This is a genomic window from Streptomyces sp. AK08-02, from assembly GCF_033795085.1.
Taxonomy (GTDB): domain Bacteria; phylum Actinomycetota; class Actinomycetes; order Streptomycetales; family Streptomycetaceae; genus Streptomyces; species Streptomyces echiniscabiei.
Genome location: NZ_JARAZV010000008.1, coordinates 132,472 through 147,279, shown reverse-complemented (window position 1 = coordinate 147,279; position 14,808 = coordinate 132,472). Strand labels below are relative to the sequence as shown.

13 protein-coding genes are annotated in these 14,808 nt (G+C 70.7%); 8 read left to right on the top strand and 5 right to left on the bottom strand.

Annotation, left to right across the window (positions count from 1 at the left end; all coding sequences use genetic code 11):
- Positions 1 to 25: 25 nt before the first annotated feature.
- The gene (locus PV734_RS18235; RefSeq protein WP_319290326.1) at positions 26 to 3,124 is read right to left on the bottom strand and encodes an AfsR/SARP family transcriptional regulator; all 3,099 of its coding nucleotides are present in this window, start codon (positions 3,122 to 3,124) and stop codon (positions 26 to 28) included.
- Positions 3,125 to 3,513: 389 nt separating this feature from the next.
- Here PV734_RS18235 and PV734_RS18230 point away from each other — a divergent pair, with 389 nt between their 5' ends.
- Both PV734_RS18230 and PV734_RS18225 read left to right on the top strand, forming a co-directional pair.
- Positions 3,514 to 4,434: a hypothetical protein gene (locus tag PV734_RS18230; protein WP_319290324.1), complete on the top strand. Its 921-nt coding sequence runs from the start codon at positions 3,514 to 3,516 to the stop codon at positions 4,432 to 4,434.
- Between the two features lie 104 nt (positions 4,435 to 4,538).
- Positions 4,539 to 4,997, top strand: coding sequence for a hypothetical protein (locus PV734_RS18225; RefSeq protein WP_319091263.1), 459 nt, complete (start codon positions 4,539 to 4,541; stop codon positions 4,995 to 4,997).
- Between the two features lie 143 nt (positions 4,998 to 5,140).
- Here the strand turns inward: PV734_RS18225 and PV734_RS18220 are convergent, their stop codons facing one another.
- Both PV734_RS18220 and PV734_RS18215 read right to left on the bottom strand, forming a co-directional pair.
- Positions 5,141 to 5,533: a hypothetical protein gene (locus PV734_RS18220; protein ID WP_319091264.1), complete on the bottom strand. Its 393-nt coding sequence runs from the start codon at positions 5,531 to 5,533 to the stop codon at positions 5,141 to 5,143.
- Positions 5,534 to 5,896: 363 nt separating this feature from the next.
- Entirely contained in the window at positions 5,897 to 6,154 is a 258-nt protein-coding gene (locus PV734_RS18215) for a hypothetical protein (protein ID WP_319290322.1), read from the bottom strand.
- A gap of 308 nt (positions 6,155 to 6,462) precedes the next feature.
- Between PV734_RS18215 and PV734_RS18210 the strand changes: the two genes are divergently transcribed.
- The 6 genes from PV734_RS18210 (at position 6,463) to PV734_RS18185 (ending at position 12,822) form a co-directional block, all read left to right on the top strand.
- Positions 6,463 to 6,804, top strand: a complete 342-nt coding sequence (locus PV734_RS18210) for a carboxymuconolactone decarboxylase family protein (protein ID WP_319290321.1) — start codon at positions 6,463 to 6,465, stop codon at positions 6,802 to 6,804.
- 190 nt (positions 6,805 to 6,994) lie between these two features.
- Entirely contained in the window at positions 6,995 to 8,011 is a 1,017-nt protein-coding gene (locus tag PV734_RS18205; RefSeq protein WP_319091267.1) for a zinc-dependent alcohol dehydrogenase family protein, read from the top strand.
- 166 nt (positions 8,012 to 8,177) lie between these two features.
- Complete coding sequence (locus PV734_RS18200) at positions 8,178 to 9,764, top strand: Na+/H+ antiporter (RefSeq protein ID WP_319091268.1); 1,587 nt, start codon at positions 8,178 to 8,180, stop codon at positions 9,762 to 9,764.
- A 57-nt stretch (positions 9,765 to 9,821) separates the two neighbouring features.
- Positions 9,822 to 10,775 (top strand): amidohydrolase family protein, encoded by a 954-nt coding sequence (locus PV734_RS18195; protein ID WP_319290319.1) that lies wholly within the window; start codon positions 9,822 to 9,824, stop codon positions 10,773 to 10,775.
- 32 nt (positions 10,776 to 10,807) lie between these two features.
- Positions 10,808 to 11,794, top strand: coding sequence for an aldo/keto reductase (locus PV734_RS18190; protein ID WP_319290317.1), 987 nt, complete (start codon positions 10,808 to 10,810; stop codon positions 11,792 to 11,794).
- An 83-nt stretch (positions 11,795 to 11,877) separates the two neighbouring features.
- Positions 11,878 to 12,822 (top strand): amidohydrolase family protein, encoded by a 945-nt coding sequence (locus tag PV734_RS18185; protein ID WP_319290315.1) that lies wholly within the window; start codon positions 11,878 to 11,880, stop codon positions 12,820 to 12,822.
- A gap of 33 nt (positions 12,823 to 12,855) precedes the next feature.
- Here PV734_RS18185 and PV734_RS18180 read toward each other — a convergent pair whose 3' ends face one another.
- Positions 12,856 to 13,986, bottom strand: a complete 1,131-nt coding sequence (locus PV734_RS18180) for a HAMP domain-containing sensor histidine kinase (protein WP_319290313.1) — start codon at positions 13,984 to 13,986, stop codon at positions 12,856 to 12,858.
- 26 nt (positions 13,987 to 14,012) lie between these two features.
- Positions 14,013 to 14,717, bottom strand: a complete 705-nt coding sequence (locus tag PV734_RS18175) for a response regulator transcription factor (protein WP_319091273.1) — start codon at positions 14,715 to 14,717, stop codon at positions 14,013 to 14,015.
- Positions 14,718 to 14,808 lie beyond the last annotated feature (91 nt).

Below are 14,808 nucleotides of genomic sequence, written 5' to 3'. Positions count from 1 at the left end.
CCGGGACGCCCGCGGACGGTACGGACTACTCGGCGTCCGCCGCCGGTTCCGTCGTCCCGCAGCCCAACTCCCGGAAGACCGCGTGTGCTTCGGCCCGGGCCGAGCGCGCCGCCGCCGCGTCCCCCTGTGCCTCCCACACCTCGGCCAGGTCCCGGACGGTACGTGCCCGCCACAGCGGCAGCCGCAGGGTCTGCCAGGCCGACAGCGCCCGCTCCAGCGGCTCCCGGGCGCCGTCCGGATCACCGGCCGCCAGATGCCACTCGCCCAGGGTGCGCAGGACGAGCGCCTCGCCGAACCGGTCCTGGCGTTCGCGGGCGATCTCCAGGCACCGCCCGAGCCGCTCGCGTGCCTCGTCGAGACGCCCCAGCCGCAACTCCGTCTTGGCCAGCGACTGTTCGGTGTACATCACCCCGAACGTGTCCCGCAGACCGGCGAAGATCCGCAGCGCCTCGTGCAACAGCCGCTCGGCGTCCGGGAGTCGGCCCTCGGCCCGGTGGCACAGGGCCAGCGATCGCAGGGTCAGCGCCTCCCCGTTGCGGTCGCCATCCGCGCGGTACAGCTCCAGCGCCCCCGCCAGCACCTGCCTGGCCTGCGCGCCCCGTCCCTGCTCCCGGTGCACATAGCCGATGCCGTACAGCACCCGGGCCCGGGCGCCCCGGTCACCCGACTCCCCGTACAGGCCGAGTGCAGCGTTCAGCAGCTCCAACGCCTCGGCGTACCCGGCCTGTTCACGCCGGGCCGTCCCCATCCCGGCGAGCGCGAGCGCCGCGCCCTCCGGTACGTCGCCGTGTGCCTCGAACAGGTGCAGGGCCTTGCCGAAGAAGGTGTACGACTCCTCGAACTCGTCTTGTTCGTAGCGCAGTTGGCCCAGTCCCGCGAGCAGCCACGCCTCGCCCTCGCCGTCCCCGCTGCGGTGTACGGCGGCCATGGCCGCGGCGTGCGAGCGGGTCCAGGCGTCGAACTGGTTGTACAGCGCGGCCGAGCTCGCGATCAACGCGCCGGCCAGGTCGCGGGCGGCGCGGTCCATACCGTTGTCCGCGCAGTACTCCACCGCCGCGAGCAGACAGGCCTGTTCGGCGGCGAACCAGGACGCGGGGCGTCCGAGCAGCTCCTCCTCCGTCTCCGCGTCGAGGGCTCGTACGGCGGCCGGCTCGGGGAAGTAGCGGCCGGCCGCGCCCGGGCCTTGGGCCGCCGCTTTCCTGGCCAGCCCCAGCCAGGAGGCCACGAGCCGCAGCACGGCCGCCCTGCGCTCCTCGGCGCTCTCCTCGGACAGACAGTGTTCCCGCGCGTGTTCCCGGGCCAGGTCATGGATGCGATACCGGCTGCGTCCCGTGTCGTCGACGCCGATCACATCGATGAAGTGGCAGTCGACCAGCCGCTCCACCGCCTCCTCGGCCTCCAGTGTGCCGATGTCCAGCAGTGGGGCGGCGATCCAGGCCGCGAAGTCCGGCAGGTCGAACAGGGCCAGTCGGCGCAGAGCCTGCCGCTCCGACAGGTCGAGGTCGGCGTATCCGAGCTCAAGGCTGGTGCGCAACTCCAGGTCTCCGGCGCGCAGTTCGTTGAGCCGGCTGCGCTGGTCGCGCAGTCGTCGGGCGAGCCGGCCGGGCGCCCAGTGCGGGCGGGCTGCCAGCCGGGCGCCGGCGATGCGCACGGCCAGCGGCAGCCGCCCGCACAGCGAGACGATCTCGGCCGCCCGCTCCGGTTCGGCGTCCGTACGGTCCCGCCCGGCCACCCTGCGCAGCAGTTCGAGCGCCTCCGCCTGGTCGGGCACGGCCAGGTCGAGGTGGGCGGCGCCCTCCAGCGCCACCAGCCGGCGCCGGCTGGTGACGAGCACCGCGCAGCCGGGGCCCGGGGGCAGCAGGGGCCGTACATGCGCCTCGCCGGCCGCGTTGTCCAGGATCAGCAGGACGCGCCGGTGACCGATGAGCGTGCGGTACAGCCCCGTCAGCTCCTCGACCGAGGTCGGCAGGTTCTCGGGGTCGGCTCCCATGGCGCGCAGCAGCCTGGCCAGGGCGTCGGCGGGCTGCAGCGGGGCGGTGTCCCCCGCGCGCAGGTCCACGAACAGGCGGCCGTCCGGGAAGAGCGCGGACATACGGTGGCCGACGTGTACGGCGAGCGCGGTCTTGCCTGTTCCGGAACGGCCGGAGAGCACGCCGATCGGTGAGGCGGTGCGGCCGGTCTCGTCGACCTTGCTCAGCAGCGCGGAGGCCCAGTCGATCTGCTCGGAGCGGCCCACGAAGTCGGCTATGTCCGGCGGGAGATGAGACGGCGCGGGTCTCGGCGGGGCACTGGACGCGCCGCGCGTCGCGCCCGGCGACGGCTTCGGCGGCCTCGGCTGCTCCCGCCCCGTGCGCTGCGGCCCCGCGTCGCCCGAGAGCTTCGCGTCGTTGGTCAGTACCGCCTGGTGCAGGGCCTGCAGTTGCGGTCCGGGATCGATGCCGAGTTCCTCGCGGAGGATCGCGCGGCCCTCCTGGTAGGTGCGCAGGGCGTCGGAGACCCGGCCGGTGCGGACCAGCGCGGTCATCAGCTGGCCGCGTGGCCGCTCCCGCAGGGGGTTGGCGGCGACGTGCGCGAGCAGGGGGGCGATGGTCCGGTCCGCGCCGCCCAGGTCCAGGCGCAGGGCGAAGGACTCCTCCTGGGCGATGAGCCGCAGTTCCGCAAGCCGGGCGGCCTCGATCCGGGCGAACGACTGGGCCAGCCCTTCCAGTGCCTCCGGGCCCCGCCACAGGCCCAGCGCCTCGGACAGCAGGTCGGCGGCCTCCTCGGGACGGCCGTCCGCGGCCGAGGCCCGGCCGGAGGCGAGGAGATCCTCGAAACGGCGGGCGTCGATCTGTGACGGTTCCAGGTCGGCGACATAGCCGGGCGGTCGAGTCCGGACGACCGCGGCCGGGGTGACCTGGGCCAGTGCGCGACGCACGGCGGAGACATGGGTGGCCACCAGGGCGCCCGCGGTGGCCGGTGCCCGCTCGTCCCAGACGCAGTCCACGAGCCGCTCGGTGGAGAGCACCTCACCGAGGTGGACGACCAGCGCCGACAGGACCGCGAGGGGTCTGACACCGCCGAGCGGAGCCCGCCGGTCGCCCTCCCACACCTCCACCGGACCGAGCAGCCGCACTTCGAACATCGCTCCCCGATCGCCGTACCGTCCGCCCCGCGGAACAGGGTAAAAGATATCGGCGATCACGTGTTCGGCACGGCGGCGGCCGGGCAGCCGTGACCGGATCCGGTCGATGCGGCCAACCGGTTCCGTTCCCCCGCGACCACGCGGCGGACAGAGCCTGTCGGCCTGCCGCCGACAAGGATCGGCGCCCCTCCCTCCTCCCATTGGTTGGCTGGATTCCGACGCTCGGCGAGTGGCGTGGTGTGCAGGTAGGACGGCTCTCCCGACGTCGCCGTATGACCGTCGGTGAAACAAAAGAAACCCGAGATCCGAGCGCATACGGATGGGGCCCGTGAGGCGTCAACGGGTCGAGAAGAACACGTCCGTTCGACAGCAGCCCCGGGAGGCGCCCCATGCACCGCTGGACCTTGGCCCTGCTGACCGCCGGTCTGCTGGCCGCGACGGCCACTGGCTGCGCGGATGACACCGCGGCGGTCCCCGGTGCCGCCCTTCCCGGTACCGCCGTTCCCGGTGCCGCCGACGCCGGCCCACGCCGGGCCACGGGCGACTCCCGGGAGACGCTGGCGCTCGCCGAGCAGCTCCTCATCAAGGAGTGCATGGAGAAGCAGGGGCACGAATACTGGGTCGAGCCGTCCAGGCCCGACGACGTCTCGACCCGGTTCCCCTACGCCGTGGACGACCCCGCATGGGCCGAGGCCCACGGCTACGGCACCGACCTGCGGCGCGACCGGGAGGCCGAGGTCCGGCGCAATCCCAACCAGCGCTACTTCCACTCCATGTCGGCGAAGGACCGGGCCGTCCTGGTGAGCGCCCTCAACGGGGCGCGGCCACAAGGGCTTTCGGCCCGGCTGCCGGGCGGCATGCAGGTCTCCCACAGTGACCAGGGCTGCCAGGCCACCGCCGACCGAAAGCTGTACACCGACCTCCAGGCCTGGTTCCGGGCCACCAGGGTCACCGACAGCCTCGCCGCCATGCGCGTCGGTCTCGTGACGGACGACAAGCGCTACAAGGCCGCCGTCGAACCGTGGGCCCGTTGCATGCGCGACCAGGGATACGGATACCCGGGCCCCGCGGAGGCCCGCGCCGCGGCCACCCAGCCTGCGGATCCGTGGCCGCACGCCAAGGAGGTACGGCTGGCCTCGGCCGAGGCGGCCTGCGCCGCCTCCAGCGGCCTGTCGACCGTGGCGAAGTCCCTGGACACCGAGTACCGGGACAAGCTGCGGCGGCGCTACCCCCAGGAGACGGCCGATCTCGCGCGTCTCAAGCGCGAGGCACTGCCCCGGGCCCGCGCGATCGTCGCCCGCGGCGACTGAGCCGGCCCGCTCCCCCAAAAGACCCCCACGGCCGCCGAGCCGTGGGCGAACCATCCCCGCTCAGCACGAACAACGAACAGCCGACCAACGAAATGAGGAACACCATGTCCGTCAAGCGCCTCTTCACCGTCGCGGCCTCCGCCGCCGCCGTCGCCGCCCTCTTCTCCCCGCTCTCCAGCGCCAGCGCACTGGACGCGGGATCGCAGGGCACCAAGTCCGCCCAGCTCGCCTCCGCGGACGGCTACCTGCACGTCTACACCCAGCCCTACGGCGGCGGCCGGGAGTGCAAGTGGGCCGGCAACTCCGACAACTGGGGCAGCTGCCGCAACCTGACCTCCGACATCTGGAACAACGGCTACGCGGGCGGCCTGGACGCGGTCGACCTTTACACGGCCCCCAATGCCGGCGGCGCGCACGCCTGCATCAGCCAGGGTGACCGCTGGTGGGACACCACCACCAACAACTACCACTTCACCTACGGCGCGGGCCTTTCCCAGTTCGGTGCCAGCGTCAACAACAACATCTCCTCGCACCGCTGGGTCGACTACTGCAGCCAGGGCTGAGGCTCAGCGAGCGCGCCCCGGTACTCCCGTTGACGGGCGTACCGGGGCGCTCGGCGATCACCACTGACCAGCCGCCCGGCCACCGAGGCGATTCCGCCTGCCAGAAGCCGCCTTGGGCTCTTTCCCAAGTCAGCGGGGCCTGATCAGACCGTCGGGCCGGTCGACCGATCATCGGCTGTGGGCCCGCCGAGCCGACCTGACGCCCGTGCGGCGAGGGCGCGTAGCCCGTCGTACGAGGGCGTGCCGGGCTCCGCCGTCCAGACGACGAGTTCCTGATCGGAAGCGCTGCCGCAGGTGAAGGTGTCCCTGTCGAGGACGAGTTCGCCGACGAGGGTGTGGTGGAACCGCTTCGTTCCCTGGCCGCGCGACGCCACGCGACTGTTTCCCCACCAGCGCCCGAAGTCCTTGTCCCGCACGGAGAGTTCACCGACCAGGCTGGTCAGCCGCGGGTCGTCCGGGTATGCGGCGGCGGTCGTACGCAGATGCGACACGCAGCCACGGCCAGCAGCCCGCCAGTCCTCGTGGAGCGTCCGCATGGAGGGGTTGGAGCTGCTCGACGACTTCGTCCCTGCACAGGCCGGGAACCCGCCGGCCACCGGTGTCGGGCAGGCCGACTGTGCACGGGCTCACCTCGTTCCTCAGCAGCTTGAGGAACTGTCCCAGCTCGTTCAGATGCGCGTCGCCGGTCATGTCGGCCAGTGTCGCACCGCTCGGTCCGGACAAGGGGGGTATGAATCCGTCCCCTGGATAAGCGATACCCGGCGTGGAATTCTCCCCTTTGCGGCTCCCCTCGAAGGCTGCAGGGTCAATGGCGTGTTCGGTGATCAGGGGCGGCCCACGGAGAGCTTCCACCCGAGCGAGCGGGACGGCCCGCCCCGGGTCAGGATTGCTTTTGCACGTCACCGATATCGCGTATGTCCATGCCGCAGGCGGAGGAGGCGAGTGAGCACAGTGCGAACGGACGTCGCCTTCGTCGGCCATGGCCTGACGCCGACCGGCCACCTGCCCACGGTCAGGGCCCGGTGGTTTTCCGCGATCCCGTCGCCCGCGCAGGCCTGCTCCGCGCGGCCGAGGCCCTTGGCGAGCTCGGCCTGCTCGAACGCGTCATGCCCGAGGAAGTCGACGAAGACGCACCGGACCGTCTCCGGCAGGGGCACGAGTGCCACCTCACCGCACCCGGTCCGCACCTGCGCCGTGAGAACGCGTGGGTGCCGCGCGGAGTCGACCGGATCGCCCGGTCCGGCTCCTTCGCCGCAGTCGAGATCCTCGCACCGAGCCCGCTGCTGATGATCGCGGGCAGCGAGGCCACCACGGCCCGTGCCGGCCGAACGGCCGTCGAAAGCGCCGGGATACCGGCGGGGCTCCCGCCGAGCGCACCTCGTTCTTCGGCGAGCCCCCGTCCCGGCACCCGGGCCGAGACCGAGCGGCCCGAATCCCCCCGCACACACGCTAGGAGCACCACCTCATGTCCGAACGGAAGAAGTTCGCGCCGCCGGCGATCCAGGAGTTCGCCCCCAAGCTCGCGGAGGTGACCGACACCGTCCTGTTCGGCGACATCTGGGAGCGGCCGGGTCTGTCCCCGCGCGACCGCAGCCTCGTCACCGTCACCGCTCTCGCCGCCCTGTACCGAACCGACCAGCTCGGCTTCCACCTCGGCAAGGCACTGGAGAACGGCGTGACCAAGGACGAACTGGTCGAGGCCATCACCCATCTGGCCTTCTACGCCGGATGGCCCAACGCAATGACCGCGATGACCCAGCTCAAGGAGATCGTGGAGAAGTCCGACCAGTCCGACCAGTCCGACTGATACTCCTCCGACCGAACACACCCCCACATTCCGGGCTCTCCCTACATCGTCGCCGCGTGGCCCGGCGGCAGCATCACACCGGACACCACCTGGCTCGAACACGTCCCGGACGACGACTACAACGGCCCGCGCGTCAGCACCCGTACCCGCCCCTGACGCCACGAGGGGCCTGAAGGAACTGGAAGCCATCATGCGAGCAACCATCATTCACGCGCCCGGGGACATCCGGGTGGAGAACGCCCCGGAGCCGAAGATCGTGGCGCCCACGGACGCGGTCATCCGCACGGTTGCCACCTGTGTGTGCGGATCCGACCTGTGGAGCTACCGCGGCGTCAACCCGGTCGACAAGCCGCAGCCGATCGGCCACGAATACGTCGGCGTCGTCGAAGAGGTCGGCAGCGACGTCTCGACCGTGAAGCCCGGCCAGTTCGTCATCGGCTCCTTCATCGCCTCCGACAACACCTGCCCGATCTGCCGGGCCGGCTACCACACCTCCTGTCTGCACCGGGACTTCCCCAACGGCTGCCAGGCCGAGTACGTCCGCGTCCCCCTCGCCGACGGCACCCTGGTCGCCACCCCGGAGCAGCCGGCGGAGGAGCTGATCCCCAGCCTGCTGACGCTCTCCGACGTCATGGGCACCGGCTGGTACGCCGCCAAAGCGGCCGAGGTCAGGCCCGGTTCGACGGCCGTGGTCGTCGGTGACGGCGCGGTGGGCCTGTGCGGGGTCATCGCCGCCAGGGAACTGGGCGCCGAGCGCATCATCGCCATGAGCCGGCACGAGTCCCGGCAGAAGCTGGCCCTGGAGTTCGGCGCGACCGACATCGTCGCCGAACGCGGCGAGGAAGGCGTGGCCCGCGTCAAGGAACTGACCAACGGCATCGGCGCCGAGTCCGTCCTCGAATGCGTGGGCACCCAGCAGTCCATGCACCAGGCCCTGCAGTCCACCCGCCCCGGCGGCAACGTCGGCTTCGTCGGCATGCCGCACGACGTGCGGATCGACGGCCAGGAGCTCTTCTTCTCCCACGTCGGTCTGCGCGGTGGTCCCGCCCCCGTGCGCGCCTACCTTCCCGACCTGATCGAGCGCGTCGTCGGCGGCCGTATCAACCCGGGCAGGGTCTTCGACCTCACCCTGCCCCTGGACGAGGTCGCGGAGGGTTACAAGGCCATGGACGAGCGCCGTGCCATCAAGGCATTGCTACGCCCGTGACCTGAGGCCCATGCGGGTGGTGGGTGCTGGTCGACGGCGCCCAGCACCGCCGGCTGGTGGCACATGGCCACGCCGGCCATGAGGGGCAGATGACCGAGCCGATCCCGGTGGAAGCCGCCGCCGTCGAGCCACCACCGACCGCCAGTCACGCACAGGAGTAAGCACCATGCTCGGTCTCGAACTCGTGGTCGTCCTGGGTGCGGCTGTCCTGGTGGGCAACGTTCTCGGACGGCGCTTCCACGTCGCGCCGCCCGTCGTGCTGCTCGTCGTGGGTGCGCTCATCGGCCTCGTCCCGGCCGTCCGCCAGACCCAACTCCCTCCCGAAGTAGTGCTGTTGCTCTTCCTTCCGGTGTTGCTGTACTGGGAGAGTCTGACCACGTCGATGCGGGAGATTCGTACGAACCTGCGCGGCATCGTCCTGCTGAGCACGGTCCTCGTGATCCTCACCGCGGGGGCTGTGGCGGTCGCCGGGCACGCGCTGGGACTGCCGTGGGGACCGGCGTGGGCCCTGGGCGCGGCCGTCGCTCCCACCGACGCCACGGCGGTCGGCGCTCTGGCCGGATCACTCCCTCGACGTCAGATCACCGTGCTGCGCGCGGAGAGTCTCGTCAACGACGGCACCGCACTGGTCATCTACGGCCTGGCGGTCGGTATCACCGTCGGCGAGGAACATCTGACACTGCCGCACGTCGGAGCGCTGTTCCTCCTGGCCTACGGCGGAGGGGCCGCGGTCGGAGTGGCGGTCGCCTGGGTCAACATGAACCTGCGACGCCGACTGGACGATCCCCTGCTGGGCAACCTCGTCATGATCCTGGCGCCGTTCACGGCGTATCTGCTGGCCGAACAGATTCACGCCTCCGGTGTCCTCGCGGTCGTCGTGAGCGGTCTGATCATGGCCCAGGTGGCTCCGAGTCTCATTCGCGCCGATCACCGCCGTCAGGCACTGGCCTTCTGGCCGCTGGCCACCTTCATCATCAACGGCGCCCTGTTCGTCCTGGTCGGAGTGGAACTGCAGTACGCGCTGCGCCATCTGAGCCGATCCGACCTCCGACATGCCCTGGTCGCGGTCGGAGCGATCAGCGTGGTCCTGGTCGCGGTCCGGTTCGTCTTCCTGTTCTCCTCCGCCTACCTGATCCGCGTGATCGACCGGCGTCCCGAGCAGCGGCTGCGGAGAATGAGCGACCGCGCACGAGTGGTCAGCGGCCTGGCGGGATTCCGGGGCGCGGTGTCGCTGGCCGTGGCGCTCTCCGTACCGGAGAACCTCGACTCGGGCGAGCCGTTCCCCGGACGGGCGTTCATCGTCTTCGTCACCTCGGGCGTCATCGTCGTGACCCTCGTGGTGCAGGGGCTGCTGCTACCGGGCGTGGTGCGCTGGGCCCGGCTGCCGCACGACACGTCCGTCGACGAGGAGCAGGTCCTCGCCGAGACGACGGCGACCGAGGAAGCCATCAAGGCGCTGCCCCGGCTCGCCGCCGAGCAGGGGACCACTCCGAAAGTCGTGGAGTGGCTGCGCCAGGAGTACGAGGCCAACCTGGCGACCGCACGAGCGAGGGGTGCGGGCGCCCACGACGATCCGGCCCTGCTCCACAACCGCCACTACACCGAGCTCCGCCTCGCTCTCATCGCCACAAAGCGCGCGACCGTCGTCCGCCTGCGCGACGAGTCGCGGATCGACGACACCGTGCTACGCCGGCTCCAGGCGGCCCTGGACAACGAAGAGGTCCGGTTGGCCGGAGGCGAGCAGGTGGAGTAGGCCGCTCGCGGTATCCGCCCTGCCGACGCGAGCCCCACGAGAAGGAATCCCGCTGCCATGTCCTCCAGCCTCATCGATGTCCACGCCCACCTGCTTCCCGACTTCTACGTCCAGCAGGCGACCTCGGCCGGCCATGCCCACCCCGACGGCATGGGCGGCTGGCCGTCATGGTCCGTACAAGCCCACCTCGACCTGATGGACCGCAACGGCATCGAGACCGCGATGCTGTCCATGTCCTCCCCCGGCGTGCACTTCGGCGACGACAGGGCGGCACGCCTCCTGGCCCGGCGCGTCAACGAGTACACCGCCGAACTGACCCGGGACCACCCGGGCCGCTTCGGCAACCTCGTGTCACTTCCGCTGCCGGACGTCGACGGTGCGTTGGAGGAGATCGCCTTCTCCTTCGACGAACTCGGCGCCGACGGCGTGGCGTTGATGACCCACACGCACGGGGTGTACCTGGGCGACCAGCGCCTCGACCCGGTCTTCGCGGAGCTCGACCGGCGGCGGGCGGTGGTCTTCCTGCACCCCACCTCGCCCGTGTGCTGGGAACAGTCGGCGCTCGGCAGACCGCGTCCGATGGTCGAGTACATCTTCGACACCGCCCGAACCGTCACGGACCTGGTGATGGCGGGCGTCCTGACGCGTCACCCGAACATGCGGGTGATCGTCCCGCACTGCGGCGGCGCGATTCCCGTCCTGGCCGACCGCGTCAACGAGTTCATGAGGCTGTTCGTGCCCGCGGAGAAGTCGCCCACCCAGGACGCGGTGCAACAACTCCGCGGCCTGTACTACGACATGGCGGGCACGGCCTTCCCACGCCAGGTCCCCGCACTGCTGAAGCTCGTCGACACTGACCGCGTGCTCTTCGGCAGCGACTACTGCTGGACGCCCGCGCCGCTGGCCGACGCCCACATCGCGGCGATCGACGCGGCCGAACCACCGGCGCGGGACACGACATGGCGCTCGCTCACGACGGCGAACGCCAAGCGCCTGTTTCCGCGGCACTGACAGCAACGAGTCGGCAGCAACGAGGAGGAAGAATGCACACCCGAACGCTCGGACGCGACCTGCGTGTCTCCGCCATCGGTCTCGGCGTCATGGGAATGTCCCAGAGCTACGGCCCCAATCCCGGCGATCGCACCGACATGATCGCCGTACTGCGTGGCGCCGTGGACCGCGGAGTCACCTTCTTCGACACCGCGGAGGTGTACGGCCCCTACGTCAACGAAGAGCTCCTGGGAGAAGCGCTCGCCCCGGTGCGAGACCAGGCAGTGATCGCCACCAAGTTCGGATTCCGTATCGAGAACGGCGCCTCCGTCGGACTCGACAGTCGGCCCGAGCAGATCCGAGCCGTCGCCACGGCCTCCCTCAAACGGCTCAGGGTCGAAACGCTCGACCTCTTCTACCAGCACCGCGTCGATCCGGACGTGCCGATCGAAGACGTCGCCGGAGCCGTGGGCGAGCTCGTGCAGGAAGGCAAGGTGCGCTGCTTCGGGCTTTCCGAGGCCAGTGCGCGGACCATCCGCCGCGCCCACGCGGTCCACCCGGTGACGGCGGTCCAGAGCGAGTACTCGCTGTGGACCCGGGACCCCGAACACGAGGTTCTGCCGACCTGCTCGGAACTCGGCATCGGATTCGTACCCTTCAGCCCGCTCGGCAAGGGGTTCCTGACCGGGACGGTGGACGCCACCACGCCGTTCACCGCCGACGACGTCCGCACGAACATCCCACGGTTCACAGCCGAGAACCGGGCAGCGAACCAAGCACTCGTCGACCACGTCACCCTGCTCGCGCGGGCCAAGGACGCCACACCGGGCCAGGTCGCGCTCGCCTGGCTGCTCGCACGGCACCCGTCGGTCGTTCCGATCCCCGGAACCCGGCGCACCGCACGCATCGAGGAGAACATCGGCGCCACCCGACTGCCCCTCTCCGCCGACGAACTCGCCGACCTCAACGGACTCGCCGACCGCATCGGAGTACAGGGAAACCGCTACAACGAGCACCACATGTCCCTGGTCGACAAGTAGCCCCAGCCCATCCGTCTCACCTCCTCCCGTTCCTCTCCCGTGCCCCTCCTTCTCCCTTCCCTCGACGACTGAGGAACCCCTTCATGCGCATCGACACACACGCACACGTCTACCCCAGCGACTACCTGGACTTCCTGGCGGATTCCGGCGTCGCCACCACCGGCGGCCAGCGCGGGCTCGGTGCCGACGACACCGACAAGGACCTTGAGGTCCGTTTCTCCCTGATGGAACGGGCCGGTGTGGACCGGCAGGTGATCTCGGCCTCGCCCCTGACGGGCGCACTGCCGGATCCGGAGCGGGCCGCCACAGCCGCACGCATGATCAACGACCGGTACGTCACCCTGGTGGACCGCCACCCCGACCACTTCCTGGCCTTCGTCGTGCTTCCGCTGCCGCACGTCGACGCGGCCTTGGCCGAACTGGACCGCGTCCTCGACGCGCCGGGGGTGATGGGCGTGGCCCTGACCACCTCGGCCGCGGGCCGTGCGCTGACCGACCCGGCCTTCGCACCGGTGTGGCAGGAACTCGACCGCCGCGGCACCGTGATGTACCTCCACCCCGCCGGGGACGGCGTCGCCTCCCCGCAGATCACCGACCACCACCTCACCTGGATGGTCGGCGCGCCCGTGGAGGACACCGTCGTAGCGGCCCAGCTCATCACCCGTGGGTTCGTCACGCGCTACCCCCATGTGCGCATCCTCAACTCCCACTTCGGCGGCGCCTTGCCCATGCTGCTGGAGCGGTGGGACAACCTTGCCCACTTCGAGGCACCCGAGGCTCCCCTCCCGCCGAGCCAGGCGGCACGCCGGATGTGGTACGACACCGTCGCCCACAGCTCCCAGACGGCACTGCGAGCCGCGGTCCAGGCGGTCGGCGCGGACCGACTCGTCCTCGGCAGCGACTTCCCGTACCAGAGTGGCGAGCACTACCTCGACACCGTCGCCTACATCGAACGGGCCGGCCTCGACGCAGAGGACACCCAGGCCGTCCTGGCCGGCAACGCCGAAGCACTTCTCGGACTGGCCTGACCCTCGGGACTGTCGAGACCTGGGTCGATGGAGTCAGCGGGAGTCCGGAGGCATGTCGGCCCCGGGGACGTGTTCCTGCGGTAGGCGCAAGGTGAACGTCGCGCCCCTGCCCAGGCCGGCGGATTCCGCCGTGATGTCTCCGCCGTGGGCCCGGGCGATCCCCCGGGCGATGGTCAGACCGATGCCACTGCCACCGGCAGCAGCGGGTCGGCCGGGACGCCCAAGGCGTTCGAAGCGATGGAAGATGCGTTCGAGGTCGGGCGCGGCGATGCCGATGCCGTCGTCCATGACGCGGACGATCACGTGGCGTACGGGAGCAGCTTCGGTGTGCACGGACAGCACTACCCGTCCGTCCGGATCGACTGCGGCCAGTGCGTTGCCCAGCAGGTTCACCAGGATCTGCGTGATCCGGTCCGGGTCGCAGAACGTGCCGACGGGTGTGTCCGCGTCCACGGCCAGGGCTACCGTCTGGTCGTCGTACTGGGGGCGCAGTCGCTCGGCTGTCCTCCGGGCCAGCATGGCAACGTCGGCGGGCTCGCGGTGGAGGTCGAAGGCGCCCTCCTCCGACCGGGACAGGCTGGAGAGGTCACCGGCCAGGCGCTGCAGCCGGTCGAGGTCGTCGGCGAGGGAGGCGAACATCGCCTCGTCGGGGGTGAAGATGCCGTCGGCGATGCCCTCGATCTGGCCGCGGAGGATGGTGATGGGGGTGCGCATCTCGTGGGCGACCTCGGAGATCAGCCGGGCGCGGCGGCGTTGGGTGTCGGCGAGGGCTGCCGCCAGCGTGTTGACGTCCTGGACCAGCGCTGCCAGGCCCGGCTCGCTGGGGAGTTCGAGGACGTCGTCGTAGTGTCCCTCGGCGAGCCGACGCGTGGCGGCGCGCACCCTGTCGAGGGGGCGCAGCAGAAACCGGGACAGGGCGAGGGAGGCCGGGAAAGCCGCGGCCCCTCCGAACAAGAGGCCGATCCGCAGGACCACGTCGCCCTCGATGTCGTCAAAACCGAGCCACACCTCGATCAGCGCACTGATCGCCGCCATGGCCACCAGAGCCAGGAGAAGGACCATGACGTGCGAGAGCACCAGCCGGTCACGCAGCGACATCCGCTGCTCGATTCGGCGCAGCCGCACACGAGATCGGCGGTAGGCCGGGAAGCGGGAGAACGGCATCGACAGGTGTCCTTCCTGGCCGTTGGCTAGGCGGGGCGTCCGACGAACCGGTAGCCGATGGTGCGGACGGTGCCTACGAACCGAGGTGCGCTCGCCTCGTCGCCCAGCGCGCGCCGCAGAGTACGGATGTGTACGTCCACGACGCGCTCGTCGCCGAAGAAGTCCTCGCCCCACACCTGGGCCAGCAGGCCGCGCCGAGTGAAGACCCGCCCGGGGACACGGGCCATCGCGAACAACAGGTCGAAGTCGAGGGCGGACAGCTCCACCGTCCGGTCGGCATCGACCCGCACGGTCCGTGTCTCGGGATCGACAGTCAGTCCGTCGAAGCGCAGCACGCCGTCCTCGTGGTCCGCCTCGGACCGGCTGTCGGTGCGCCGCAGGATGGCGCGTACGCGCAGGGCCAGTTCGCGGGGGCTGAACGGCTTGGTGACGTAGTCGTCGCTGCCGGTGGTGAAGCCGATCAGCCGGTCGACCTCCTCGTCACGGGCGGTGAGCATGATCACCGGGATCTGGCTCGCCTCCCGGATGCGGCGCAGGACCTGGAAACCGTCCAGGCCCGGAAGCATCACGTCGAGTACCACGAGGTCAGGTCGGTCACGGGTGACCGACCGCAGGGCGGACGGTCCGTCCGCGGCCTCGACGACGCGGAACCCGTCCGCCTCCAGGTAGCCGCGCACGGTCATGCGGATCTTGGGCTCGTCGTCGACGACCAGAACGCGCTGCGTACTCATCGTGCTCGCTTTCCATCGCCGAGGTGGGATGAGGGAGAGGAAGGAGGCAGCCATGGCCGCGGTTCACCGGCGGCGTGGAGGCAGCGGGCCT

What these genes read in the sequence shown, in the direction of transcription:
- PV734_RS18180 (WP_319290313.1), bottom strand. Translation starts at nt 13,986, where the DNA reads ATGCCGTTCTCCCGCTTCCCGGCCTACCGCCGATCTCGTGTGCGGCTG.
- PV734_RS18225 (WP_319091263.1), top strand. Translation starts at nt 4,539, where the DNA reads ATGTCCGTCAAGCGCCTCTTCACCGTCGCGGCCTCCGCCGCCGCCGTC.
- PV734_RS18210 (WP_319290321.1), top strand. Translation starts at nt 6,463, where the DNA reads ATGTCCGAACGGAAGAAGTTCGCGCCGCCGGCGATCCAGGAGTTCGCC.
- PV734_RS18200 (WP_319091268.1), top strand. Translation starts at nt 8,178, where the DNA reads ATGCTCGGTCTCGAACTCGTGGTCGTCCTGGGTGCGGCTGTCCTGGTG.
- PV734_RS18230 (WP_319290324.1), top strand. Translation starts at nt 3,514, where the DNA reads ATGCACCGCTGGACCTTGGCCCTGCTGACCGCCGGTCTGCTGGCCGCG.
- PV734_RS18220 (WP_319091264.1), bottom strand. Translation starts at nt 5,533, where the DNA reads ATGCGGACGCTCCACGAGGACTGGCGGGCTGCTGGCCGTGGCTGCGTG.
- PV734_RS18190 (WP_319290317.1), top strand. Translation starts at nt 10,808, where the DNA reads ATGCACACCCGAACGCTCGGACGCGACCTGCGTGTCTCCGCCATCGGT.
- PV734_RS18235 (WP_319290326.1), bottom strand. Translation starts at nt 3,124, where the DNA reads ATGTTCGAAGTGCGGCTGCTCGGTCCGGTGGAGGTGTGGGAGGGCGAC.
- PV734_RS18195 (WP_319290319.1), top strand. Translation starts at nt 9,822, where the DNA reads ATGTCCTCCAGCCTCATCGATGTCCACGCCCACCTGCTTCCCGACTTC.
- PV734_RS18205 (WP_319091267.1), top strand. Translation starts at nt 6,995, where the DNA reads ATGCGAGCAACCATCATTCACGCGCCCGGGGACATCCGGGTGGAGAAC.
- PV734_RS18185 (WP_319290315.1), top strand. Translation starts at nt 11,878, where the DNA reads ATGCGCATCGACACACACGCACACGTCTACCCCAGCGACTACCTGGAC.
- PV734_RS18175 (WP_319091273.1), bottom strand. Translation starts at nt 14,717, where the DNA reads ATGAGTACGCAGCGCGTTCTGGTCGTCGACGACGAGCCCAAGATCCGC.